Here is a 25,124-nt window from a genome sequence, read left to right on the forward strand (position 1 = left end):
ATCGCTGCCTAACGCAGCAGCATCAGTTTCCGGGTCTGATCGAAAGAGCCGCTGCTGAGGCGGTACAGATACACGCCGCTGGGCAGGCCGTTCATGTTGTAGCTTCGCGTGTAGGAGCCTGCCTGTTCGAGGCGATCCACCAGCGTGGCGACCTCCTGCCCGAGCAGGTTATAGATTCTCAGCGTGGTATGCCCCGGCTGCTTGAGGTCATAGCGGAACGTCGTCTCGCTGTTGAAGGGATTGGGATAGTTCTGCAACAGGCTGTATTCGACCGGAATGTCCTTCTTTACCTTCGACTCGAGCCGCTCAACCGTCAACGCCACCGGCAGCACGATGGTGCCGGCGGCTGCGTTGTTGCTGATGGTCAAATTGACATGATAGGTGGCGGGGCGCAGCGTCGTAGCGTTGAAGTCAATCATCACCTCGCGCGTATTGGCGCCGGGCACGGTAGCCATCATCGGCGTGACCGTGATCCATTGGGTGTTGAAGTCCAGTTCCCAAATACCGAGGCGCGCACCGGAACTGCCGCGTACGATTCCGCCAAAGACCAGCAGAGTGCTGTTCCATGCCGGAGTGATCGCGCAGCCCGCGGAGCGGTCGCCCTGCGCGCGGTCCAACGTGGTCACAAATTGCTGATCGCCTGACACCGGATGCATCCGATACAGCAGCGAATGCCCGTTCGTTTCATCCCGCCCGAATACATAGAGATTGTATCCCAGCGGATCGGAGGCGTTCCACGCGAGACCCGTGACCTGACACTCGGTCGAGAAATGGCGCACCACCGTCCCCGTGCGGGTGAGTTCGTACACACCGCTCGCATAGTCCGCCGCAAAGAAGTGATCGCTCTGCGGGCTATACGCCAGCGCCCGGCTGGGATTCAGCGGGCTGGGCACGGTGTCCCGCGCGACGCCGTTGAGATCCACGCCGATAATCCCGTGTCCGTTCGACCCATAAATGTACTGTCCGTCGTAAGCCATGTCGAACCAGCCCATGCCGCTATCGGATGGCTGGGGAACCCGGTCCACATAGTTGCCTTCGAGGTCAAAGCGGTAGAGGTACTTCGGCCCTTCGCCATTGTTCCCGCCAGTCACCCACCAGTAATCGCCGACAAATTCGCAGCCCCAGATCATGTTATCACCGGACAGCGACGACACGTTGACGCTGTCGAGGTAGTCCCAGGCATCGTCCAGCGGGCCACTCGCTGAATAGCTGATCCGGATCTGATAATCCAGCGGACCGTTGCCTGCATTCTGAATATTGAACGATGTCTGCGGAGGCTCCGAGGGCAACGACACGTTGATATGATCGGTGGAAAGGGCAATCTCCGGATGCGGCAGCGCGAAGTTTATGGCCAGTGTGTCGTTCAGTTCGATGACGGTGTTGGGGTTGAGGCCGTCATTGTATCCGAACTTGTGCGCGCGGAGAACATAGGTGCCCAGCAGCACATTGGGAATGAAGTACCGGCCTTCAGCATCCGTGGTATCGCGATACATCTGACCGTCGATGGTGACGGCTACCGCGGACATCGGCGCGTGGGATGCGCTATCGGTGATGACTCCCGTAATGGAGCCGAAGGCGCTGCGCCCTTCGGTCGTAAAGGCGATACTGCGTCCCGCAACAAGTGTCGCCGCGCCCGGTTGCGGCTGGTTATTGAAACGGTATTCCAGTCCGACCCGGCAGCCCGGAGCTTCGATGCCGATTGTCGAATATGGGACGTCGTTGTTCGGCCCCTGCGCCTCGGCAACGTTATTATACTGGAAGAGGACGATGCCGTTGCCGTCACGGGTCGGGTAGTGCGCCGGGTCAAGCAGCACGATTTCGAACTGCTCGGTCTGCGCGAAACTGTAGCCGTCGTTGCAGGCCTGCGCTTTCCACTGAATGACGTAGGCGTTGGTGTCCGCATCGTAGTGAGCCCACACGCCGTTTCCGGTCCCCTGTGTTTTCAGATCATCCCAGAAGGGAGCCAGCAATGCGTCGGGGGCCTGCTCGCCGGGGATCGAGTAGTTCCGGAACTGGTCCATGTCATGCTGATCGCCGAATGCCGCCCAACCGTTGGAGCAGATCGTGATCTGATTGTAGGTCTGGCCGTAGAAGGTGAACGCGAAGGGCAAGTTGCGCGCGGTGGAATAGGTCGGACCTCCCGCCGATTCTTCGCCCGGGTCATTGAGGTTCAGATTCTCCCCTACTCCATTCTGCGAGATGTCTATGTAGCGGTATGTGGGATGCATCTCATAGCTGACATCGGTATTGTCATAGGCATAGTAGCCGAAGGAGTCGGGGCCGGTGGGGTCGGTGGGCGAGATCTGGCCCAGCGAAAGCGTAAAGAACACGGTGTCGATGTAGCCGCCGCCCGTCGTTAGAATCAGCATCATGCGCGCGGGAAATCCGCGATAGGTGAGGGGGTTGCAGGCAACCGGGAATTCGTGTCCCGCATTGTTGCCCGTGCCTTGGACCGCGATATTCCCGAACGGCTGCGCGTCGAGGCCGCAGGTTACGAAACTCGTGGTCGAGCGGAGGACGCCGGTCACATTGTCCAGGGCCAGATCGCCTTCGTTGCGAATCGTGACTTGCAGCGAGGCATTTTCATTGGGATCCAGCCGGCCATTACCGTCTCCCCCCACCACAGTTTCGTTTTGGAACAGCGCGTGTCCGGCCTTGCAAATCAACCGCACGGAACTGTGAGTCGTATTGCTGCCGGTGGTCAGCGCAAACGACAGGACCACTTCCTCATTTTCCTGCATATCAGGCGCAACGGAGATGCGGAACGGCGCGGCTGCCAGTGCAGTATCGCCCGGCGCAATCACCGGATAGGCACGCGTTCCATTCACCACGGTTACGTCCGTGTTATCCACGGTGAGCACCGCTTGCCCCGCCGCCGAGGTTTGAGTGGTGCCGAAATTGCGCATGGCAACGGACAGGTCAATGATCTCGCCGGGGTTCAGGATGCCGTTGGAATTGCCCTGCGTTCCCCCGCCGTTATCATCATCCAGCGTCAGGCTGGACACCGTAACCATCTCCGCCGCATCCACGCAGGAAATATTGGCAAGGAAAGGTTTGTGGTTATGCTTGGTCACCGTCAGCGTCATCGTACCGGACGTATTCACAGTCACCGGGACATCGGCAAATCCGCCCTCATCCGTAAAGGCCTGCGCGTAGCATTCCGTACCCTTCCAGAGTACCACAAGGGCATCCTGAATGGGCTGGCCTGTAAGGCTATCGGTCACCTGTGGCTGAACGCGGCGGGTGCCGACGTTCACTGTACCGGGAAAGGTCACGTTGAGAATCACCGGCTTTTGCGTCCACATGGACAGCGCCGGATCTCCCATCAAATTGTTCCAGTTGGAGAAATTGACCGCGCCCGCGTCCGACGGGAATGCCGCGTGGAGCTGTACTTTGGCCGCGGACAGCGCAGGCCCGAGATGCTCGATCCCGAGGTTGCAAATACCGTAGATAAGCCCCCCGGCCACGGTATTGTTGAAGTGCACATGCGTATTCCACGTGGCTGTTCCGATGCCGCAGACTCCGCCTTTAGGCGTGGTGCCCTCCGCCGCTCGCAGCCACGATTCCGTGACGGATTCACCCTGCGAATCAAAGTCACCTGTGCCGCAGGTAATGGTCAGACATACCGGCAGGCGCGTGCCGTTACTCGGCGCGTAGGCCGCCGTCGTCTGTATTTCGCCGACGACAGATCCGCGCCAGAAGAAGAAGGCCACGCCCTGATTCAAATGCGACGCGACGACACCTTCATCTACTGAGCCTGAGGTTACAACCGTATCGGCGTTGGGAATACCGGTGAAATGGCGAAACTGCTGGCGGGCCCAGATCATGGTAATCACGTTCGAACTAAGATTGCCGCCGCCGGTTCCGGCATAGAGGAATGCGCGGTGGTACCACGTTGTGTCCGCCATGTAAGGCGTCCGCTCGTAGGAAAGCACCTTGTTGATCACGATCGACATCTGCTGGCCCGAGGTGACGGACAGGCGGCCAATACCGACATCTTCGAGATCATCGCCTCCGGCAAGGAGAGCATATCCGTGATCATACGAGCCGCCATTAGTAGGAATAGCGAACGTCCCCGACACGTCGCCCAGCAGGCAGATGTATTCGAGCGGAGGACTTGAGTTATTGTAGAGATCTTGCGCGCGTGCTATAATATTCGTCGCGCTCCAGGTCGGGCGGGCATCCACCACGACCGAATACCCCGCACGGCGCTTCCATGTCGCCAGCGTGTCGGCCCAGCGGAGCGATACGGAGTCGTTGTGACAGACCAACAGATAGGAGCCGGGCACATTGCTCAAGTCGTCCAGCGTCGCGTCGGAAAGATTCGGGATGAGGTTGCGGTAGACGGCGGCAAAATCCCGCGAAGGCCGGCGGGGATTCAGGAGTTCGTTTTCGCCGGGAGTGTCATTCGCCACAACATTGGCCTCAAGGCGGCGATAGATGCGCGCCTGATGAGTGACGGGATTGACCTGCACGGGGTACAGCGTTACCGCCACGACCCGGACATCGCGCCAGATCATCGGTGAAGTCATCACGGCGACATCCCGAGGATACCACTCGTTTTTCCCGTACTGTAGCGCGTCCTTGACCAACTGATTCGGAAACGTGCCATCGTCCGGCTGGACTGGATAGGCATTGTAATTCTCCACCAGTTCGTACTCCGCGGCGGTGATTTCCAGTGTCACGGAGCCGGTGTTGGGAATGTGGTAGAACCGGGAGACCTGTGGCACCGTTGGCGTACCGCTCGCCTGACTGAGGGGTTCTCCCAGCACGACCGGAATCTGGTAGGTCTCGAAGTTCACCGTCGAATCGATGACGATGATTTCGGGATTCACCAACCGGATAGATGTCCGCTGGATGTTGTCCGACGAGACGGCGAGGCTGGGGTTCATGTGCGAAAAATCCACCTCGCCGAGCGGGAGTGCGCCGGTCGAAGCCACGATGTGACCTGACAGGCACAGCAGTGCCACCAAAGTACAAAGCTGTCTAACAGTGTGTTTCATGGCGGGTCCCCATACAAGTTGATGTGGTGATCGGAAGAATGGCGTGCATGCAAAGCGGGATAGGCAGTCCGGGAAAGCCTGGCATTAGCTATTCTATAGCTTGCAAAATCCGGGGCAACGACCTTAAGACAAAAATATCAATTAGTTGCGATGGGTTTTCCGTGCGCACATGTGCAATAAGCCACATTCATCCGTGCAGACCTTGCATGGTGGGGGCAGGAGTGAAGAGATAGCGGGACATAATGAGGGATAGCTGACAACGGTAGACGATGTTGAGGCGTGGAGCATTGCTTCCGGAGATGAAGGCGGAAGTTTTTCGCGTTAGCCACGATTTCGATTGAAATCGTTAAATTGCCGCAGTATATTACGGGTTAGCTACACCCAAAGTCCTCCGTGGATATTAAGCACGGTGCCGTTAACGTAGGAAGCCCGGTCGGAGACGAGGAACGCCACTGCGTCACCGATGTTCGCAGGAGTGCCGACGCGCCCGAGGGGCACTTCGTGGGGCATCCATTCCCGCATTCGCGGGGTCATGGAATCGTTTTCGATGTAGCCCGGGTTGACCACGTTGACGCGGATGCCCTTGGTTCCCAGGTCGCGGGCCAAGGTCAGAGCCAGAATCACCACGCCGGTTTTAGCAATGGAGTAGGTACAGGATTCGCTTTGAGATCCAACTCGCTCGGCATTCGGCGCGCCAATAAAGATGATATTGCCACCGGCTTCGCCGCGGTCGAACAGTGTGACGGCTTCCCGTGCCACAAGAAAAGCGCTCGTAAGATTGGCCGTAATCATCAGGTTCCATTCCTCGACCGACATCTTCAATACCTTGCGCACGAGGAACGGGCCGACATTATTAACCAGAATATCGAGGTGACCGAACTCGGTTACAATGTTCTTGAACATATCGTGAACCTGAACGGGATCGCACACATCTGCCTTGGCCAGCAACACGCGCCGGCCCATTCCCCGGATCCAATCGGCGACCTCATGCGCCGCATCTTCCCGTTCCAGATAGTTGATCACCAGATCGGCTCCATCCTGGGCAAGTTTCAGCGCAATACCGCGGCCGATTCCGCGCGCACCGCCGGTAACAAGGGCGACTTTCCCTGCAAGCTCTTGGGCGTTGACCATAATTTTGAACTCCGTAAGGCAAATACCTGACTGCAATGCTCTCGGCCGGGCATCACCGGCAAACATCAGGAGACCGGCAATGAAGAAACTCCTACTTGGCGTACTGCTGCTCTTGGCTGTGCTGTCACTCCAGGCGATTGCGCAGACCGAGTATGCTCTCTTCGACACCACTGCGACCGACACCTTTGAGTTCTGGTTGCGGACGCCAGTGAACTATGATCGAACGCATCCACCCGCCATTCTCGTCTGGTGGCACGGGTATGGAGCCAACTCGCTGGAACTGCGGGCAACCAACTTTCCCGCTCTGTGCGATGAGCGCGGCTGGATGGCGGCATCGATCCGCGGGCCGTTTGATGGAAAGCACTACCAGGGACGCCGGGGGCAGCATCAGATGGATTCCATGCTGACGTGGGCTATGGACACTGCCCCTTTCAGCATGGACTCGATCTATATGGCAGGAAGCTCGATGGGCGCCGCGGCAGGCCTGGTCTGGCACAACAACCATTGCGGAATCCATGATTTCATGCCGGCAGCCGTGGTCGGTGGATCACCCATTCTGGACTGCGAACTGCGGCAACAGCAGTATGTCGATTCCGGTCACACGCTGGATGCCATGCGGGCGGTATTTGGCGGTTTCCCGTGGGACAGCGACAGCATCGCTCATGAGTATCACCGGGCCAGCGCCATTCGCATTTCGGATACTCTTGAATCCATGCACTTCAACGCCCTGCATTTGCCCGCCTACAATACATGGGGCACTTCGGACAACGCCTGGAATGCAGAGTGGTTTGCCTATGGCAGGCCCGCTCAGGCTCTGGATTCGCTGCGCCGCGCTGATCATGCCGACACGACAAAGACCTTCTGCTCCGGCATTAACGCGCACGGATACCCGGTGCTTTATCAGGATTCGGTGATGATGTGGCTCAGTGGCTTCCGCGCTAACCGGTATCCGGACAACATCTCCATCAATGCGGATGAATACGACGAGTACTATTGGACCAAGGCCAGCCTTGACACTCAGCGGTTCACCATGGGGCGGTACGGCGCGGTAAAAGATTCCGCCCATAAACGGCTGGACATCAATCTTGTGCGCAATGTTGCCGCCTTGGACGTCGAATTCCTGTTTCCGTGGGGACGGTTCGATACGCTGAACGGCCACTGGATTAACCGTGACTCGGTCGCCATTCCGCACGCGACCATCCAACTGACCAGTGTTCCCGCCGTGCGCGAAGTTCGCCGCAACGGAGCAACCTGGGCGTTCACTTATGCCAATGATACGCTGACAGTAGTGATTCCGGGCAGCGGTGATTACACGGTCATCTTCCAGCCGAACGCCGCGGACAGGCCCACCGCCTTGCAGCCGCTGGAAATCGCCCTTTCCGCCGCGTATCCCAACCCGTTCAATTCGCAGATGGTGCTGGAGATTCAGAGCAATATTTCCGCCCGACGGGAAATCCGGTTGTTCGACGTTACGGGGCGGCTGGCAAAGACGATCATGGCGAACCTGAACCCCGGAACGCAGCGGATCATGTTGTCGGGTGACGGGCTCTCCTCGGGCATCTACTTTGTGTCGATACCGGGAACGCATCAGGCGCCCGCGAAGATCGTATTGCTCAAATAGGAAATCAGGATTCGATGCGACAGATTCTTCTGCCGTTTGCGCTGGTGTTGGTTACGGGCTGTGTCCTTTGGGCGCAGCCCGTGCCCATTGACACCTTTTTGGTCCTTGCCGAAGGAGACACCGACCGTTTCTGGATGCAAGTCCCGGACCAGTACGCTTCATCTGCGCCCCCGGCGATACTCATCTGGTGGCACCAATTGGGCGGCACACAGTATGAGATGCGGGACTACACCCGCTTCGATGATCTGGCGAATCAGCACGGCTGGATCGCCGCGTCGCACTTCGGCCCCAATGACCGCCATTGGGATACGCGGAAGGCTCAGGATCACTGCCGCGCCATGCTCGACTGGATCATGCAGCGCTATCCCTTCAGCAGGGATTCCATCTACATGATCGGGGGTTCCATGGGCGGCGCGGCGGGGCAGGTCTGGCACAACAACCATTGCGGGATTTCGGACTACCTGATTGCCGCCAGCGCAGGGGGCTCCCAGATCCTCGATTGCCAACTGCGCCAGGAGCAGTACCTCGCGTCAGGTGACACCAACCGTTCGATGCGCACCGCCTTCGGTGGCGTGCCGGGAGACCCGGACTCCGCCGCATTTCTGTATGAGTACCACCGCTACAGCGCGGTGCATCTGCGGGATACCACTCAGTCCATGCACTTCAACAGCCTGCATCTGCCGGTCTACAATACGTGGGGCAGCACAGACTTCGAATGGCAGGCGTACGGATATCCCGCGCAAGCGTGGGATACGCTCCGAATCAACAGTTCCGCAGATACAACCGTCTGCCAACCGTCGGGAATCCCCGGTCATGGCTTGGAAGTGCTCACTCAGGACAGCGTGGTGCGCTGGCTGTCAGGATTCTCGGTTAACCGCTTCCCCAGAGATCTGTCGATCAACGCCGATGAGGATGATGAGTACTACTGGACACGCGTAACGCTCGCCAGCCACGAGCACACTTTTGGCCGCTATGGAGCGACGCAGGACTTTGCCGGCCGCCGGTTAGATATTCACCTGCTGCGCAATATTGCGTCGGTGGAGATTGAATTCGCTTTCCCGTGGCCAGATTTCGACTCCCTATCGGGGATCTGGCAGAATGATGATTCCAGCGCGACGCCAACCATTACGGTGACGCTTCGGGACGTGCCGGCTATCCGCAGCGTTCAAGGCCCGGATGGCGAACCGGTTCCGTTCAGCTACATGTACCCGACCGCCACTATTGCTGTGGGGCACAGCGGCCACTATTCCGTCCTGTTTGAACCGCAGCGTGTGGAGCCACGCGGAGCGGCAACGCCTGCCGAGATGCGTCTTGTCTCCGCCTATCCCAATCCGTTCAATTCGCAAATAACGCTTGAGATTGAGTGCTCCGGCGCGGTCAGGCAGGCCATTCGGATATACGACATTACGGGACGAGCGGTTAAGACAGTGGAAGTGGCATTGAATCCGGGCGTGCAGCGCGTGATGGTGTCGGGCGAGGGGCTGGCTTCGGGAGTCTACTTTGTGGCGACCGGAAGGAATGGTCAGTCACCTCTGAAAATTGTTCTGCTGAAATAGGCAATTACGGCGCGGGCGGGTTGTGAGACCCGCCCGCGCAGCGTCTACACTATGGCATGGGCCGTCCGGAAGGCTCCTCGTAAGGGGGGCCTTCCCTTCTCTGACCTTCTTCACCAGAAGGTTTGCGGCGGAAATCCTGAGCGATGTGGCCGATCTTGTCCAGAAGTTCGGGCAAGCTTTCTACAACCCAATCGAACCGTGAATGCTTGGGCGTAATCAGCAGAGCGCGCTTCTCATCCACGACGAGAAATCCGATCGGGGTAATTGAGATGCCGCCACCGCCGCCGCCACCGCCGCCTGCTCCATTTTCGCCGGGTTTCTCGCCGCCGCCCGCCCCGGCTCCGAACCCGAGAGCTACCTTCATGACCGGAAGAATCGTGGTCGAACCGTTCTGGATGGGCTCCCCAACGACGGTCTTGGTAGAGATGATGTCCCGCATGTTACGCATGAGGGCATCGAGGATTTCAGTAGCACCGGAATTTGCCATGATAATGTTCCTGTTTTTGTAAGTGGAAAGATATGGATAAACCGTCGGTATAGTCAGGCAAAGGCTCGTCTCCACAGAAAGCCGGTGAGCACCGCCAGGGCGCGCACCGGAACGACACTGACTTCCACCCGATACGTAAACTGCGGCACGTTGCCGGACCAGTCCGCCTCCACCGAGACCGGCCACTCCGGCGGCAGGGCACCAATCGCGGCGCAGGCCATCCCGTAAGCCACTCCCGTCCATGCGGGATCAGGCGATGCAATCACAATGTGGAGCCGGTGAACCCGTATGCGCAGGATGTGGAGTATGCGGATGACTGTGTCCAGCGTGGTCCTCAAGTCATTGAGGCGGAAGCCTTCATCTTGAGACCTCTGTTTACTCCGTAAACCGCGCAGTTTGCCCGCAAGATCCTGCCATATGCTCTTCCTCTTGGATACCTCTTGCTTCTCGTACTTCTGCCTCATCCTGCGCCGCGCACGCTCGATGATCGGCTTGGGGACAGGAATATGCAGTCCGGCAAGGATGAGATACCAGCGACGGACTCCGGCGGCGGATGCGACCTCCATGCCGAGAGGCAAGAGCAGCACGGCCAGCAAGATCAGCAGCAGTATGGCAAGGGTAATCCACATCACTCAAGCAGCCGGTGAATGCGGCTGACCGATTCGAACGCCAGACGCTCGGTGTGCACAAAGTCAGGCCAATACATAGTGGCATTCGGCGAATGAATGTAACGGCAGGGCACCGACACCACCCCCGTCAGCACGCCCGCGCGGGTCTGATGAATGGCGCCGCCGTCGGTACCGCCGTAAATCGGCATCTTAATCTGATACGGCACACCGGCGCGTTCGGCGCAATCAAACAGGAATTCGGACATGCGGCGCGGAACAATCATGCTCGAGTCGATCACGGAAATCACCGGGCCTTTGCGCTGGCTGCACGGGCGGCGGTCCGCCGGAACTCCGGGGAAATCCGAGCCGATGGTCCCTTCGAAGGCCAGCGCCACTTGAGGATCGATGCCGAACGCGGCCACCTTCGCACCACGCAGCCCCAGTTCTTCCGACGTCGAGAAGCTGGCATAGACCGTTAGCGGAGTCTTGATCTTGCCGTCGGCAAGGGCTTTGAGCAGGCCGATGACGATGGTGCATCCGGCGCGGTCATCGAAGGCCTTGCCCATAAAGTGATCCGGCGCGAATTCGAAAAACGGATCGTCGAGCACTCCTACATCACCAACGCGCACACCGCGCGCTGCGGCATCTTCGAAAGATAACGCGCCAATATCGATGAAATAATCTTCCGCGGCAATGGGCTTCTTCCGCTGCTCATCGGAGAGGACATGAGGGGGAGACATACCGATGGTACCGTGATAGAAGCCGCCGTCCCGTTTGCGCAGTTTAACGCGATGGCTGGGGAAGATCCGGTCATCCCATCCGCCGATCTTAGCAAACTTGAGAAAGCCGTGCTCATCGATGTACCTGACCATAACACCCACTTCATCCGTATGCGCATCAAGCATCAGCTTCTTCTTGCTGCTGCCCTTGCGCAGGCATATCAGGTTTCCGGTGGCATCTTCCCACATATCATCCACCAGCGGACGTACCAAGTCGGTAATACAGGCGCGAACATCATCTTCATGCCCTGAGGGGCCGAAGGCATCACTGAGAAGATGCAGAATGTCGAGCGACGAAGGAAAGGCTTTGCGTGCCATAATGTACCGTTACCTCAGAGTCTTGTCAAGTTCTTTTAGCCGTGCAGCCAGCACGGGATCGTTCGATGCAGCCAATCGCCGGCGCACGGCCTCAAGGTCCCGTTTCTCGAGGACCTTCGATGCCGCAAACACCGCCGCCGCCTGCACACGCGGATTATCGGATTTCAGGGCGGCCCGCACCACAGGCGCCAGCCGCCGTACATTCTTCTTCAGGCTATCTACCGCCGCCCACCTCTCCCCCATCTTCTTCACGGACGCCAGAAGGGCCTCCTGCCGCTGAGGTGTCGCGGCGCGGAATTCGCGGTCGACCACGGGAATCGCCGCTGGACTCTGCGCGCCAAGCGCAATGATGGCCGCACTGCTCACGGTAAAAAGAGTGTCGGTGAGGCGCGGGATGATCGCCTCGAACACGCGCGGATTCCGAAGTTTGCCAAGGCTCACCGTGGCGCCGATCCGTTCCCGCTCGACCTTGCTTGCGCTGTAGCGCAGAACGGTCGAGGTGGCGGACGTGTCGCCGATGTCGCCCAGAGCATACAGAAGGGTGGGGCGCAAAAACGCGTAGGTTTCGTCGGGAATCTTGGAGATGAGCGCCTTCACCGCGCCGCGATACTTCATCTCACCCAAGGTTGTAATCGCCGTTCGCCGCGTGCCCCGGTCCTTGGAATCCAAGGCGGCAATGAGATACGGCGCAGCGGAATCGGGATGAGCCTTGTAGAGTTCGACAATGGCACGGCGTTCAAGACCGTCCATGGTATTCAGCTTGTGCGCCGCGACCCAAGGGATCGCTTCCCGCCATTTGGCTTCAAGGGACATTCTGCCGCGCTTCACACGTTCACGGTAGTCCGTGACTTCCCATAGCGCGGCGTCGTGGAAGATCTGCTCCACCGTGCGCTGAGTGTCCGCGGGAACAAGCGTGATCGTGATGGGGGCTTCGCGCGGACGAACCGGGCTGCGCGGGACGTCATAGCCGACGCCGTACAAACCGAGAAACCAGACAGTGGAATCGCTCTTCATGGGATCGGAGTAGACGTCGTGCCCGCCCGCATCCACAAATACACCCATGTTTCCGAAGCCGCGTGCCTCGGCAGTTCCACCTTCGCCCAAGGCGGATACGGTTACATGGTAATCGTCATTTCCACCGCCATCGAGGAACAGCGCCGCGCTGTTGTTGATCGCCATGCCGTGCCCGCCGGAAAGCAGATACTGGTCATCGCCGCTATGATCATAGAGCAAACCCACCGCCAGATCATGCGCGCCGCCCTGGCCGGGACCGTACCGCGAAATGTAATGATCGTCGCCGGCGCCATCTTCCAGCACGCCCGCCGCAAGGTGAATGCCCGCGCCCTGGCAATACTGCGATGTTGAGTAGGCGTCGCTGCCGGAATCGTCGAGCAGGCAGCCGAGGCTGTACCAATATCCAACTCCCTGACCATAGATTTCGGCATCGTAGAAGTCATTTCCGCTCAGATCATGCAGCAAGGCAAATCCGCCTCCGCCGCGTGGACGTGAACCTGTAGCGAACCCCTGAGCATATGAATTGTAATCTTCAGGCCTCAGCGGCAGATCGTTCTCCAATCCGCCGGCCCGATACAGGTCGTTGCCCGCGCCATCCACCAGCGCCGCTGCGCCGAATGTGGAGGCGAATCCCTGCCCGTACTCTCCGAGGTCGTAAACATCGCGGCCTTCTCCATCGGCCAACACCGCCATGCCGCACGCCGCCGCACCTTGGGCAAACATCTGGGCGCGATAGGTGTCGTTGCCGCTCTTGTCGAAGAACAGCGCGGCTCCGCAGAAGGCAGCCCCCTGGCTGAAGGAACCCGCGCGGTACTCGTCATTACCGCCCAGATCTACCAAGCCACCGAAACCCAAGATGCCGCAGGCCTGATCGCAACTCTTTCCCGAAATGTAGAGATCGTTTCCGGAATAATCGATGACCGCTGCAACCGGATGGCTGAGTACGCCGACGCCGCACCCGACGCGGGACAGATAGCGATCATCGCCGCCCACATCCAGTATGGCCGCAAAGTCGCCGCTATAGGTATTCGTTCCGTCCCCGCCGATGACAAACGTGCCGTAGGGAGTCTGCCGCGTTGCCAGCACATTTCCTTCTACACCCGCCACTTTCAGAGGCTTCTTCGGAGGTGCAACTGCCGGGGTTTTCTGAGCAGTCAAAGAGACGCCGCGCGCGAAGGCATAGGTGGCGGCGGAGAGCGCCTGCCGGTCAACGAGAGCAAGAAGCGTCAACACGCTGTCGGCATCCACTTTCTGCGTCGTGTCCACGGGCAAACCGAAGGACCTGTGCAACGCGCCCTTCAGTGAATCCTGCGCCGGAAGTTCGCTGTTGCGAAACCACAGCGGCAATGCCACCAGAAAGGATTGCTGCTGCGCGTGGGACAGCCGTGAAAAGGCTTGAGTGCGGTAGCGTTCCGTCAGCGCAAAGGCGCTGAGCAGCGGCTCGAAAGGATCTGAAGATGGAGCCAGCGCCAGCGCGGAGTCGATACTGCGGCAGACCTCTTCCGGGCAGCGCGCGGACAAAAAAGCCGCCATGTCATTGACATGCGCGGCGTCGGCAATTCCGGACGGGATGCTGCTGGAAAACTCGTGGGTGACTCGATACGCCGCCAGCGGAGACTGCAACGCCTCGCGAATCTTGGGAAGAAGAAACGTGTCGTCTTCGGCCCAGATGCGGTCGGATACGAAATCCGATTCATGCAAGCCGATGAAGCTGAGGGCGGTGTCCAGATCGGCGGAATGAAAATCCGTCTGCGCGGATACACAGAACGCCGCACAGAGCAGCGCCGTCAGAAGGGCAAGAGATTTGAAGAGCATGTTCGCGAGAAGTTGGATGTAACTGCTCGAGGTGTGCCGCAAACGTCCTCAGGGTCGCGTCTGGGGACGAAGACTCACAACCAGAAGAGAGCGGCCGGCGCGCTGGAACAACTGCACCACGGGCTCCACCGGCAAGTTCGACAGACTGTGAAAGCCGTCCGCCGTCAGCAGGCGATTGCGGAACGGCCAGCGGACGCCGCGCAGCGCGCATGGGCCCGCCTTGGGAAATGCAAACCATGACAACGTGTGACCGCGCGGCACGGCAAATTCACGCTCCACCCGGCCACGTAAGGGCATCACCAGCACATCATCGGTAATCAACTCCACTTCTACTCCCCGCACCCGAAACGCAAAGGTGAGGGATGACAGTACATGGTCGGTGCGCGCACCGGAGAATCCTGCGACCAGAACATTTCGGCATCCTAGTCCGCGACAGAACTCCATCCCCTTGGCCATGTCCGGCGACTCCTGCGACAGCAGCTTGCGCACGGCCGAGCCGTTCTCCCGCGCCCACGCCAAGGACTGAGGAGTCGCTGAGTCCAGATCACCAGCCACCCAATCGGGAGCTGTCTTGTACCGGAAAAGAGCATTCACGCCGCCATCGAGCGCAATCAGCAGCCCGGAGCGTTTGCGCAATTGACTGAAGAGTCTGCGCGAGATGGGTGCACCATTGGCCACAAGCAGCGCATCATAATGGTCGCGCAAAAGGTTCAGGCCATATGGCGCCAAAGGTTCAGGCATAGAGCCCGCGAAGTTCGGCAGCACGCGACACGCGCTGAATGCCGACGATGAAGGCTCCGATGCGCAGGCTGACGTTGAATTGCTGGGCGGTAGCGTAGACTGAATCAAAGGCTTTGTTCACGATCCGCTCAAGGTCCTCGTTGACCTTCTCCTCTGTCCAGTAGTATCCCATGCGGTTCTGCACCCATTCAAGATAACTGACCGCCACACCGCCCGCATTGCAGAGAATATCGGGAATGATGAATACTCCCTTCTGATCGAGAATCTTGTCCGCGGTGTGATCGAGCGGGCCATTGGCGCCCTCGGCGATATAACGGGCGCGGACCTTGGCCGCATTGCGTCCCGTGATCACCAGTTCCAGCGCGCAAGGCGACAGCACATCCACATCCAATTCCAACAGGTCTTCAGGCTTCTTGAGCTGTTTTGCCAGACCGGTGCTCTCAAAACCTTTCAGTCCGCCATGGTCCCGCGCGTATTTCTGTGCTTCCCGGATGTCAATTCCCTTGGGGCCGTAAAACGCGCCGAACACATCGGAGATCCCCTGCACCACGCAGCCGTCGTCATGCAGCAGCAGCGCGGCATTACTGCCGACATTGCCGAAGCCCTGCACGGCAACCGTGAGGCCTTTCATCTGTTCGCCTTTAGCGGCTACGGCACGGCGAAGATTAAACAGCAGGCCGCGCGACGTTGCCAGCACACGCCCCTGGCTGCCACCGATCTCCAGCGGCTTGCCCGTCACTACAGCGGGAACATAGTCCTTGCCGCGATGCATCGAATAGGTATCCATGAACCAGGCCATGATCTGCGGCGTGGTGTTTACGTCGGGAGCGGGCACATCACGATCCGGACCGAAAATATCTTCCAGTTCCGCGAAGTAGCGGCGCGACAGCCGCTCCATTTCCCCAACACTAAGCTTGGATGGATCCACAATAATTCCACCTTTGCCGCCGCCCATGGGAATATCCACCACAGCGCATTTGTAAGTCATCCAGAAGGCCAGCGCCTTGACTTCATCCAGCGTCACATTCTGATGAAACCGCACGCCGCCTTTGGCCGGGCCGCGCATGATATTGTGCTGCACCCGGTAGCCGACAAACGTCTGAATGGAACCGTCATCCATGCGTACAGGCAGTGTCACTTCCGTAATACGCCTCGGCTGACGAATCATCGCCACCTGACTGGGCGTCAGCTTCAAAATCATTGCCGCTTCGTCGAACTGCGCCATGGCGTTGTCGAAGGCGGAAGCATTCTGCACGCCTTCGGTACGCTGCAAATAGCCGCGCGACAGCTCATTCACGGTCTTGTCGTGGTTTTCCGCCGCCTGCCTGATGGCAGTACGTGACGAACGGGACTTCTTAACGGGAGGCTTCGTAGACTTTGGCATACGATTCTGCGGGTTGGGTGAACTGCTCTGCCACTAATGGCAATAGTGCACAGGACAAAAGATAAGGATTTGCCTGCTCCAACGCAAGCGATTTCAGCGGATTACTTCACATCATGCGAAGCCAGGAGAGCATCGAGCGGGCAGGTGCTCCATCCCTGCGGTAAGAGGCATACAGCGGGTTCGTCGCTGTACAGGGCGGACGGGCCGGAATCCGTGATGGATTAAGACCTGCTTCGAGCAAGTCGACCATAATTGCCGCCACTAAGTCCAGATAGGTGCAGTCATCCTGATGCCACACAACCTGCTGCCCAAACCGTACGGCAAATTCCTCCGCTACCAAAAGCGAGACTTCATAGGCCTGAGTGCAAATCGTCGGGCCGATGGCCACGTGCACATTGCCGGGAATCGAGCCGAACTCCTTGGACATAGCTTGTAGGGTCTTCCCCGCGACCCCCGCCAGAATGCCGCGCCGCCCGGCATGGGCCAGACCAATGGCGTGGTTTTTGGGGTCGGCAAAGAAGACAGGCGCGCAGTCCGCGTGCAATGTGGTCAGCGTCAGGCCGCGCTCGTTGGTGATCAGGGCATCGGTGCCGCTGACTCGGGTTTCCCGGTCCAGTATCCCCCGACCAGCGTCCTTCATGGTCACGCGGTACACCTCCGCCCCGTGCACCTGATCGGCCCCCACGGCAAATCGCGGATCCAGCCCCACAATCTCAAAGTAGCGGCGGCGGTTTTGGACAATTTCGTCCGGCAACTGGCCGTTCCATGACATGCTGCCGTCCCGCTTAAGGGAGATTCCGCCCGGAAATCCTGCAAGATCCTCAAAGGGCTGCCAGTTGGCCTCTGTTGACGGCGGTTGCATGTTTTCCGGCGATGTCGTATCTTGCTCTAATACTTTGGAGGACATGGTTATGCCCTATAAGGCTTTGGATTACTACCAGATTACTGATTTGCTCTCAGAAGAAGAGCGGATGGTGCAGGAAACCGTTCGTGACTTTGTCACGGATAACCTGATGCCCATTATCGAACACTGCAACCGTGACGCGCGCTTTCCCAAGGAACTGATTCCGAAGCTTGCGGAGTTGGGCCTGCTGGGCGCTCCCTATCCCGAAAAATATGGCTGCGCGAATTTGGGCGCGATCGCCTATGGTCTGATCAATCAGGAACTCGAGCGCGGCGACTCCGGGATGCGTTCCTTTGTATCCGTGCAGACCGGGCTCGTCATGTACCCGATCTACGCTTTCGGCACCGATGCTCAGAAGGATTACTGGCTGCCGCTCCTGGCTCGCGGCGAGAAGATCGGCTGCTTCGGGCTCACAGAGCCGGATTTCGGTTCCAATCCCGGCGGCATGCTGACGCGCGCCGAGGACAAGGGCAGCCACTATCTTCTGAACGGCTCCAAAGCGTGGATTACCAGCGGCACCGTGTCAGACGTCGCCATTATCTGGGCCAAGCTCGATGGCGAGATCCGCGGCTTTATTGTGGATACCAAGAGCGAAGGTTTCTCCGCGCCGGAAATCAAGAACAAGTTCTCGCTGCGCGCCAGTGTAACCTCGGACCTGATTCTTCAGGGTGTGGAAGTTCCCAAGGAGAATATCTTTCCCACTGTCAAAGGCCTCAAGGGGCCGCTGTCGTGCCTGACACAGGCCCGCTACGGTATTGCCTGGGGAGCGATGGGAGCGGCGCAAGCAGTTTACGACGAGGTGCTGCAATACAGCCTGTCGCGCATCCAGTTCGACAAGCCCATCGCCAGCTTCCAACTCGTGCAAAACAAACTGGCGTGGATGGCGACCGAAATTACCAAAGGGCAGTTGCTCGCCTATCGTCTCGGACAACTGCGGCAGGCGGGGAAACTGCGCCCGCAGCACGTGTCCATGGCCAAGCGCAATAATGTGGGCATGGCGCTGGAGATTGCACGCGTAGGCCGGGACATCTTAGGCGCGAACGGAATCTCCAGCGAGTACCATACCTTCCGCCACATGAACAATCTCGAATCCGTCAATACCTATGAAGGCACCTTCGATATTCACACGCTGATTATCGGCGAAGACCTGACGGGCATTCCGGCCTATGTGTGATTTACAAGCGGCGTGTTGCACAGCTTGCTGTGGGATTACGTGTCGAGGTCCAGCGCCTTCAGCACCTCCACCGCCATTTCGAACTTGTTGAAGGGCGGCATAAGGTAAGCACCCTGCGCCATGGGCTTCATGGCGTGGAGCAGAGTCTGAGCGATTTCCACACCGACACGCGGGCCTTCTGTGCCGGAATCGGCCATCCTTTTGCGGATCGGTTCCGGCACAAACATGTCCGGGATTTCATTGTGAATGAATTCCGCGTGCTTGGCACTGCGCAGCGGCATGATGCCCACAAAGACGGGAATCTTGCAGAAGCCGGAAATGTCGTTGCGGAACTTCTCGAGAGTCGCGGCATCGAATAGCGGCTGCGTGAACGCGAACTGCGCGCCGGCATCCATCTTCTTGCGGAAGCGGTCATACTCGAGTTCCAGATTGGTCGCCGTGGGATTGACGCCCACTCCCAGCAGAAAGCGCGTGTTCTCTTCCATCTCGCGGCCCGTGAGGTCCCGCCCGGCATTCAACTGCGTCACCAGCTTGGAAAGACCGATGGAATCCAATTCGAACACACCCTTGGCAAAGGGATAATCTCCGACGGCAGTGGGGTCTCCCGTCACCGCCAGAATGTTGAGCACCCCGAGGGCGTGAGCACCGAGTAACTCCGATTGCAGCGCCAGAGCGTTGCGGTCGCGGCAGGAGATGTGCAGCAGCACTTCCGCACCGGCGTCGCGGTGCACCAGATGTGCCATGGCCAGCGCGCTTAAGCGCGAACGCGCCAGAGGGGAATCGGCGACATTGATCAGATCCACGCCGTGGGATTTCAGCATCTGCGCACTGCGGATGAACGGCTCGGCGTTGAAGCCGCGCGGCGGATCGATTTCCACCGAAATCTGAAAGCGTTTGCCGAGGTTGGCGCGGAAATCGCTGCGCGGCACGTGCGTTGTGACGGAGTGCGTCAAGCGCTCTTCATCAGGATCATGCAGCAGCGCGCCGTGCACCGTCACGCGGCGTTTGCCCTTGACCGCTTCGGCCACCGCGCGGATATGCTCCGCAGTGGTTCCGCAGCATCCGCCGACAATTGAAACACCGGCGTCGACGAAGCGCCGCGCGTAATCGGCAAAATACTGCGGCGACGCAAGGTAAATATACCGTCCTCCCACCACACGCGGCAAGCCTGCGTTGGGCTGGGCGGAGAGCGGGATTCCGTCGCCCATCCGCTCGATGACATCCAGAATCGGCTGCGGTCCTACGGAGCAATTAGCGCCGATTGCATTGGCGCCGAATTCGGCCAAGGCTCGACGCACTTCCGACGGTTTGTCCCCCACCAGGGTTTTCCCGTCTTCGGTGAAGGTCATTGACGCAATCACCGGCAGGTCACACAGTTCGCGGATCGCTCCAATGGCCTCGCGGATTTCCGCAAGGCTCGACATGGTTTCCACGACGAACAGATCCACGCCGCCTTCAAGCAGTCCTGCGATCTGAGTTCGAAAAGCCTCCCGGGCGTCGGACAGGGACAAGGTGCCGATGGGCTCGAGCACGCGATTAAGCGGACCAATGGAACCTGCGACGAAGACCGAGTCTCCTGCCGCACGGCGCGCGATCTGTGCCCCGACGCGGTTGATCTGACGGACGCGCTTCTCGAAGCCATGCTCGGCAAGCCGCAAGGCACTGGCGCCGAAGGTGTTCGTTTCGATCAGATCCGCTCCGGCGGCGATGTACTCGCGATGCAGAGCTTCAACGACTTCCGGATCGGATTCGTTCAGTTCCTCAAAGCAGGAGCGATAGGAGTAACCGCGCGAGTAGAGAGCGGTTCCCGTCGCGCCATCGGCCACGAGGACATCGTTCTGGATGCGGTCCAGGAAGCTGCGGGATTTAGAAGTGGACATAATTCGATTTGAGATCCCCGATAAGCCAGCGCGGGATCGACGGAACTTTTTGCGGTCGCTGCGCGATTAATAATACTGTGCCCAGTTGATCTTACTGGGACTGAATTCATGAACATTTCCCACCATCAGCTAAAACCATAATCATCAGGAGGAAAGATGTCCGTACAAGTCGCCAAGCCCGCCCCGAAATTTATGATGGACGCTTTGCACGGCGAGGACTTTACTAAAGTATCGCTGGAGGATTACAAAGGAAAGTGGCTGGTTCTGTTTTTTTACCCGCTGGATTTCACCTTCGTCTGCCCCACCGAGATCAAGGCGTTCTCCCAGGCGTATGAAGAGTTCACCAAGCGCGGCGCCGATATCCTCGGCTGCTCGGTAGACAGCACGCATAGCCATAAGGCGTGGACGAAGGATGGTCTCGGCAAGATCCGCTTCCCCTTGCTCTCCGATTTGAATCACACGGTCAGCCGGGAATACGGTGTGCTTGACGAAGACGCCGGATTTGCCCAGCGCGGCACCTTCATTATTGACCCGGACGGCATTCTGCGCTGGAAGGTCGTGCATGACACCGGCATTGGCCGCAACATCGAAGAGGTGCTGCGCGTGCTGGATGCTCTTCAGGCGGGTGGCCTTTGCGCCGCCAACTGGAGAGCCGGCGAAAAACTTATAAACGCATAAACCTCAGACGCAAGCGATAGGGTTTGAAGCGCGGCAAAGATATTTGCCGCGCTTTTTTCCATGTCCTAAATCACGACGTTCTCGCCGCGCGTCACATAGCCCTGCTCGTGTAACACCAGATGGCTGGCCGGGACCGCAGGGTCGTGCTCGAAAACCGCAATCCACCGCTCATCCGCGGCCTGCTTCAGATACTTTTTCTTTTCTTCGAGAGTCGTCAGCGGAAAAAGATCATACCCCATAATGTAGGGCAGAGGCACATGGGCCGACATGGGAATCAGATCGGCGGCAAACCAGATCGTTTTGTCATCGGACTGAATGGTCACCATCTGCATGGCGGGCGTATGGCCATCCACCATGATGAGCTTGATTCCGGGGAAGATTTCGGTGTCGCCATCGATGAGGTTCAGCAGACCGGATTCATGCACCGGCACGTAGTTGGCCGGAATGAAACTGGCGCGGTCGCGCTCTGTTGGCTTCAGCGCGTGCTCCCAATGCCGTTTCTGAACGTAGTGCTGCGCCTTGGGAAAGACCGGAACCGTTATGCCTTCGACCACACGCGTGGATCCGCCCGCATGGTCGAAATGCAGGTGGGTGTAGATGACATCCGTGATCTCTTGGGGTTTCACGCCGCGGACCTTCAGCGACGTCAGCAGCGACCGCTCGTGGGTGTCGATTCCGTAGATTTCCCGGAAGCGCAGGCTGTCTTTGTCGCCGCACCCCGTATCCACAAGAATCTTGCGATCCGCCGTTTCGATCAGCAGGCAGTGCATGGTCATGTCGATGCGGTTAAGATCATCAGCGGGACAGGCGCGGCTCCACAGCGGTTTTGGCACCACGCCGAACATCGCGCCGCCATCCAATTTGAAATCGCCGGATTCGATCAGCGAGACAGCATACGGTCCAAGAATCATCCTTGCGCTCCACCCTTCACATGATCTGTTGGCCACGGCAGGCCTTCCCACACGCGGCGCGGATTATCCACTACCATTTTTCGAGTCGCATCCAGTCCCACAATCGCCGCCGTCGCATCCACACTGGCTTGAAGGCAGAAGCCATGCGAGCCGTCATCGTGCGCGTCGCTGGTCAGAATGTCTACCACATTCCACGCGAGAAGCTGCTTGCTGCGTTTGACAAGCACATTGCCGAATTGCCCAAGAATCGACCCCGCATCCAGCGTCAGCACGGCGCCCGCATCACGCAAGGCCTGCGGCTGATCCATAGTGCGTTGCGCGCGGGAAAAGCGCTCGTAATGCGCCAGCACCGGATGAATATTCTGCCGCCGGATTGCCTTGACGACGTTCTGAATAATTTCGAAGGGCGTTTCGATGGGAAACTCAATCAGACAGTATTTCCCTTTGCCGCCGAAGCTGCTGGAAGGCAGCGCAAGCACTTTCAGAATGCCCGCCCCCACCATCAGTTCCGAAGCCAGAATCAGTTCCACGGGGATCTGCCGCTGTTTTGCGGCTTCCTTCACATGCGAAAAAACCGACTGAAACAGTCGGTCTCTTTCGCTATCGGCGCGGTCATCGGAATGCGGAGTGCAGGCCACGTGAGTGATGCCTTGCTTTGCGGCAATCTCCAGCATGCGCAGCGCCACGCGGAGTTCCACCGCCCCATCATCCACTCCCGGCAAAACGTGATTATGAAGATCGTACACGATGTTCTAAGTTACAGGTCCGTATAAACCGGTCCTCCGCCGCCTTCCGGTGGAACCCACGTAATGATCTCGTAGGGATCCATAATATCGCAGGTCTTGCAGTGGACGCAGTTGGATGCGTTAATTTGCAGCTTCACTCCGCCCCGCTCGGCATCCGGCACCATTTCATAGACAAAAGCCGGGCAGAAGAACTGGCAGGGATTGCCGAACTCCTCGCGGCAGCGCGTGCGGCAGATTTCGGTGTTGAGCACATGCAGATGCACCGGTTGGTCTTCCTCGTGCATCGTACGGCTCTTGTAAACGTCGCTGAGTTTGTCGTAGGTCAGGTCGCCGTCGAATTCGGCCAGGCGCTTCGCCCACACTTCATCACGGTGATCAAGGCCCAGCCTGCGCCACGGCTTCATGTGCGTGTGGTTCTTGCGGCCAAGGATGGGATCTTTGAAGTCCCAGCCACCCGTCAGAAACTGAATGCCTGCGTGCATCATGCCACTTGCAAAGCCGTGTTCGAAGGGCTGATGGAAATTGCGAACCGGCCACAGTTCCTGCTTGATCCAACTGACATTCACGCGATCCTTGAAGCCCTTCAGGGTCTCTGCCGAGAAGTCCTGCTTGAGCAGGCTGTCCATGATGGTTTCGGCGGCCAGCATGCCGGATTTGATCGCAAGGTGAATGCCTTTTAAACGCTGGGCGTTCAAAAACGATCCCGCATCTCCGACCAGCAACAAACCATCGTGATACAGTCGCGGCATCGCATACCAGCCGCCTTCGGGGATGGTCTTTGCGCCATAGCCTACCATCTTGCCGCCCTTCAGGAGCGATGACAGCCACGGGTGCTTCTTGAAGCACTGGAAGTTGTAGTGCGGATCGGTGTAGGGATTCTCATAGGACAGATCGGTCACCAGGCCGACGGACACAAGGTTGTCGCGCATGGTATAGAACCAACTGCCACCGAAGAGATTGCCCAGCGGATAGCCCATCGAGTGGTAAACGGTTCCCTTCCCGGAAATCGGCTTGGGCAGTTCCCACACTTCCTTTACACCCAGCACATACGTCTGCGGATTCAGGCCTTCCAGCCCGAGCTTCTGCACTGCCGCCTTGGTCAGCGAGCCGCGCGTGCCTTCGGCCAGCACCGTGACTTTCGCCTCGATGTTCATGCCGGGTTCGAACTTCGGCTTGGGCTGATTGTGCTTGTTGATGCCCTTGTCGCCCGTCTGCACACCCACCACGCGGCCACCGTCATAGAGCATCTCCTGCCCTGCGGTCTCGGTTGCCACCGTGACGCCTTCGGCTTCCACCTGCTCGCCCAGCCATTGTACGAGGCGATTGATGGAGACGATGGGGAAGCCATGATTGTTGAGCGGCGGCGGAGTCCACGGCGCACGCATGCGGCCGGTCTTGGTCAGGTAGTAGACCGACTCTTCTTCGCAGACACGTTCCACCGGCAGCCCGCGTTCTTTCCAATCGGGCATGAGTTCGGAGATGCCGCGCGGGTCCATCACCGCGCCGGAGAGATTATGCGCGCCAAGCTCGCGCCCCTTCTCCAGCACCATGATTTCGATGTCACCGAGCTTCGCGCCTGCGGCGTTGGCTTTGGCGATGAGCTGCTTCAGGTGATACGCACAAGCGAGCCCCGCCGGCCCCGCGCCCACAATCAACACATCCACCGGGAATGTTTCGCGTTCAGTCATTGGGTCTTCAGGATATGGTCAAAATCGTGTGCGCGACTGTGCTGGTCCGGCCATCGAACGCTCGCAGTCTTTGCACAATGGTTTCTCATACGAGGTTCGCACTCGTATTCCGCACTTGTGACAAAATGGATCCTCGCCGGCAGCCATGCGAACATAGCCATACGTTCCGAAACATGATTCACACAGCGGATAACCGAGGTTGAAGCTGCGAGTCTCGCCGCAACGGATGCAATAGCCAAGGTCATCATATCCGCTCAGCGGCGAAGCGAAGGACAGCCACTCATTGATCCTGGCCCGCATTTCCCGGATGTCGGACATCATGCGCGTGACCACGGCAACCTCGTAACTCCGGCTGACGGACGCTTCGTGCATATTCATGCTGCTGATGATCATGCGACTCGGAGACCAATAGACTTTGGCGTGCAAATTCTCCAGAAGATACACCCGGATTCCATGCGAATCCAGCCACACGAGGTCGTCGTGGAAACTGGCACTCGCGTCCTTCCTGACGAGGAAAGTAAGTCGCACACGGTTGTCCGTGGCGCTGCGTATTGCCTGGCGAGCCCGGTCATAAAGTTTCAGGTATGGCGTTACACAGACCACAGGATCGCCCTTCCCCGCTCGCCTCAATAGATCGAGAATGGCCGGGGAAATGTGATCGTCGAACAAGATATCATCGCTCATTG

General features: G+C 58.7%; 18 protein-coding genes. 4 read left to right on the plus strand and 14 right to left on the minus strand.

Translation table 11 applies throughout. The annotated features are described in order from the left end of the window. Nucleotides 1-8: 8 nt before the first annotated feature. A complete protein-coding gene (locus VGL38_04170) occupies nucleotides 9-5,003 on the minus strand; it encodes a C25 family cysteine peptidase (GenBank protein ID HEY3294608.1) in 4,995 nt (1,664 codons plus the stop codon). A gap of 375 nt (nucleotides 5,004-5,378) precedes the next feature. Further along, the gene (locus tag VGL38_04175) at nucleotides 5,379-6,134 is read right to left on the minus strand and encodes an SDR family oxidoreductase (protein HEY3294609.1); all 756 of its coding nucleotides are present in this window, start codon (nucleotides 6,132-6,134) and stop codon (nucleotides 5,379-5,381) included. A gap of 79 nt (nucleotides 6,135-6,213) precedes the next feature. On the opposite strand from VGL38_04175, the gene VGL38_04180 reads away from it, so the two are divergent. Further along, nucleotides 6,214-7,755 (plus strand): T9SS type A sorting domain-containing protein, encoded by a 1,542-nt coding sequence (locus tag VGL38_04180; GenBank protein HEY3294610.1) that lies wholly within the window; start codon nucleotides 6,214-6,216, stop codon nucleotides 7,753-7,755. Between the two features lie 14 nt (nucleotides 7,756-7,769). After that, nucleotides 7,770-9,311, plus strand: a complete 1,542-nt coding sequence (locus VGL38_04185) for a T9SS type A sorting domain-containing protein (protein HEY3294611.1) — start codon at nucleotides 7,770-7,772, stop codon at nucleotides 9,309-9,311. Nucleotides 9,312-9,360: 49 nt separating this feature from the next. Here VGL38_04185 and VGL38_04190 read toward each other — a convergent pair whose 3' ends face one another. From VGL38_04190 to pgeF, 7 genes are all read right to left on the minus strand, one after another. Next, nucleotides 9,361-9,798, minus strand: coding sequence for a spore germination protein GerW family protein (locus tag VGL38_04190; GenBank protein HEY3294612.1), 438 nt, complete (start codon nucleotides 9,796-9,798; stop codon nucleotides 9,361-9,363). Nucleotides 9,799-9,851: 53 nt separating this feature from the next. After that, nucleotides 9,852-10,430, minus strand: coding sequence for a DUF2953 domain-containing protein (locus VGL38_04195; protein ID HEY3294613.1), 579 nt, complete (start codon nucleotides 10,428-10,430; stop codon nucleotides 9,852-9,854). Continuing rightward, nucleotides 10,427-11,503, minus strand: coding sequence for a M42 family metallopeptidase (locus VGL38_04200; protein HEY3294614.1), 1,077 nt, complete (start codon nucleotides 11,501-11,503; stop codon nucleotides 10,427-10,429). The genes VGL38_04195 and VGL38_04200 overlap by 4 nt, the downstream gene beginning before the upstream one ends. A gap of 9 nt (nucleotides 11,504-11,512) precedes the next feature. Next, on the minus strand, nucleotides 11,513-14,374 hold the full coding sequence (locus tag VGL38_04205; protein ID HEY3294615.1) for a HEAT repeat domain-containing protein: 2,862 nt from the start codon (nucleotides 14,372-14,374) through the stop codon (nucleotides 11,513-11,515). 6 nt (nucleotides 14,375-14,380) lie between these two features. Continuing rightward, nucleotides 14,381-15,073: a thiamine diphosphokinase gene (locus tag VGL38_04210; protein HEY3294616.1), complete on the minus strand. Its 693-nt coding sequence runs from the start codon at nucleotides 15,071-15,073 to the stop codon at nucleotides 14,381-14,383. After that, entirely contained in the window at nucleotides 15,066-16,457 is a 1,392-nt protein-coding gene (locus tag VGL38_04215; protein HEY3294617.1) for a Glu/Leu/Phe/Val dehydrogenase, read from the minus strand. Before VGL38_04215 ends, VGL38_04210 begins: the two co-directional genes overlap by 8 nt. 106 nt (nucleotides 16,458-16,563) lie before the next feature. Then, nucleotides 16,564-17,319: a peptidoglycan editing factor PgeF gene (gene pgeF / locus VGL38_04220; GenBank protein HEY3294618.1), complete on the minus strand. Its 756-nt coding sequence runs from the start codon at nucleotides 17,317-17,319 to the stop codon at nucleotides 16,564-16,566. Between the two features lie 43 nt (nucleotides 17,320-17,362). Between pgeF and VGL38_04225 the strand changes: the two genes are divergently transcribed. Then, nucleotides 17,363-18,535, plus strand: coding sequence for an acyl-CoA dehydrogenase family protein (locus tag VGL38_04225; protein ID HEY3294619.1), 1,173 nt, complete (start codon nucleotides 17,363-17,365; stop codon nucleotides 18,533-18,535). Nucleotides 18,536-18,570: 35 nt separating this feature from the next. On the opposite strand, the gene VGL38_04230 is transcribed toward VGL38_04225, so the two are convergent. Next, entirely contained in the window at nucleotides 18,571-20,415 is a 1,845-nt protein-coding gene (locus tag VGL38_04230; protein HEY3294620.1) for a bifunctional homocysteine S-methyltransferase/methylenetetrahydrofolate reductase, read from the minus strand. Between the two features lie 156 nt (nucleotides 20,416-20,571). Here VGL38_04230 and VGL38_04235 point away from each other — a divergent pair, with 156 nt between their 5' ends. Further along, entirely contained in the window at nucleotides 20,572-21,093 is a 522-nt protein-coding gene (locus VGL38_04235; protein HEY3294621.1) for a peroxiredoxin, read from the plus strand. A gap of 65 nt (nucleotides 21,094-21,158) precedes the next feature. Here the strand turns inward: VGL38_04235 and VGL38_04240 are convergent, their stop codons facing one another. Genes VGL38_04240 through VGL38_04255 form a run of 4 tightly spaced genes read right to left on the minus strand, consistent with a single transcriptional unit; the run spans nucleotide 21,159 to nucleotide 25,122 of the window. Continuing rightward, nucleotides 21,159-22,004, minus strand: a complete 846-nt coding sequence (locus tag VGL38_04240; GenBank protein HEY3294622.1) for an MBL fold metallo-hydrolase — start codon at nucleotides 22,002-22,004, stop codon at nucleotides 21,159-21,161. Then, nucleotides 22,001-22,750, minus strand: coding sequence for a CpsB/CapC family capsule biosynthesis tyrosine phosphatase (locus VGL38_04245; GenBank protein ID HEY3294623.1), 750 nt, complete (start codon nucleotides 22,748-22,750; stop codon nucleotides 22,001-22,003). Before VGL38_04245 ends, VGL38_04240 begins: the two co-directional genes overlap by 4 nt. A gap of 11 nt (nucleotides 22,751-22,761) precedes the next feature. Further along, a complete protein-coding gene (locus VGL38_04250; protein HEY3294624.1) occupies nucleotides 22,762-24,438 on the minus strand; it encodes an electron transfer flavoprotein-ubiquinone oxidoreductase in 1,677 nt (558 codons plus the stop codon). Between the two features lie 18 nt (nucleotides 24,439-24,456). Next, on the minus strand, nucleotides 24,457-25,122 hold the full coding sequence (locus tag VGL38_04255; protein HEY3294625.1) for a phospholipase D-like domain-containing protein: 666 nt from the start codon (nucleotides 25,120-25,122) through the stop codon (nucleotides 24,457-24,459). Nucleotides 25,123-25,124 lie beyond the last annotated feature (2 nt).

The sequence above is a fragment of the bacterium genome (genome assembly GCA_036504735.1).
Classification (GTDB): Bacteria; Electryoneota; RPQS01; order RPQS01; family RPQS01; genus DASXUQ01.

Bases quoted from the DNA above. Each gene is read 5' to 3' on its own strand.
- VGL38_04170 (HEY3294608.1), bottom strand. From the start codon at position 5,003: ATGAAACACACTGTTAGACAGCTTTGTACTTTGGTGGCACTGCTGTGC.
- VGL38_04175 (HEY3294609.1), bottom strand. From the start codon at position 6,134: ATGGTCAACGCCCAAGAGCTTGCAGGGAAAGTCGCCCTTGTTACCGGC.
- VGL38_04180 (HEY3294610.1), top strand. From the start codon at position 6,214: ATGAAGAAACTCCTACTTGGCGTACTGCTGCTCTTGGCTGTGCTGTCA.
- VGL38_04185 (HEY3294611.1), top strand. From the start codon at position 7,770: ATGCGACAGATTCTTCTGCCGTTTGCGCTGGTGTTGGTTACGGGCTGT.
- VGL38_04190 (HEY3294612.1), bottom strand. From the start codon at position 9,798: ATGGCAAATTCCGGTGCTACTGAAATCCTCGATGCCCTCATGCGTAAC.
- VGL38_04200 (HEY3294614.1), bottom strand. From the start codon at position 11,503: ATGGCACGCAAAGCCTTTCCTTCGTCGCTCGACATTCTGCATCTTCTC.
- VGL38_04210 (HEY3294616.1), bottom strand. From the start codon at position 15,073: ATGCCTGAACCTTTGGCGCCATATGGCCTGAACCTTTTGCGCGACCAT.
- VGL38_04215 (HEY3294617.1), bottom strand. From the start codon at position 16,457: ATGCCAAAGTCTACGAAGCCTCCCGTTAAGAAGTCCCGTTCGTCACGT.
- pgeF (HEY3294618.1), bottom strand. From the start codon at position 17,319: ATGCAACCGCCGTCAACAGAGGCCAACTGGCAGCCCTTTGAGGATCTT.
- VGL38_04225 (HEY3294619.1), top strand. From the start codon at position 17,363: ATGGTTATGCCCTATAAGGCTTTGGATTACTACCAGATTACTGATTTG.
- VGL38_04230 (HEY3294620.1), bottom strand. From the start codon at position 20,415: ATGTCCACTTCTAAATCCCGCAGCTTCCTGGACCGCATCCAGAACGAT.
- VGL38_04235 (HEY3294621.1), top strand. From the start codon at position 20,572: ATGTCCGTACAAGTCGCCAAGCCCGCCCCGAAATTTATGATGGACGCT.
- VGL38_04240 (HEY3294622.1), bottom strand. From the start codon at position 22,004: ATGATTCTTGGACCGTATGCTGTCTCGCTGATCGAATCCGGCGATTTC.
- VGL38_04250 (HEY3294624.1), bottom strand. From the start codon at position 24,438: ATGACTGAACGCGAAACATTCCCGGTGGATGTGTTGATTGTGGGCGCG.
- VGL38_04255 (HEY3294625.1), bottom strand. From the start codon at position 25,122: ATGAGCGATGATATCTTGTTCGACGATCACATTTCCCCGGCCATTCTC.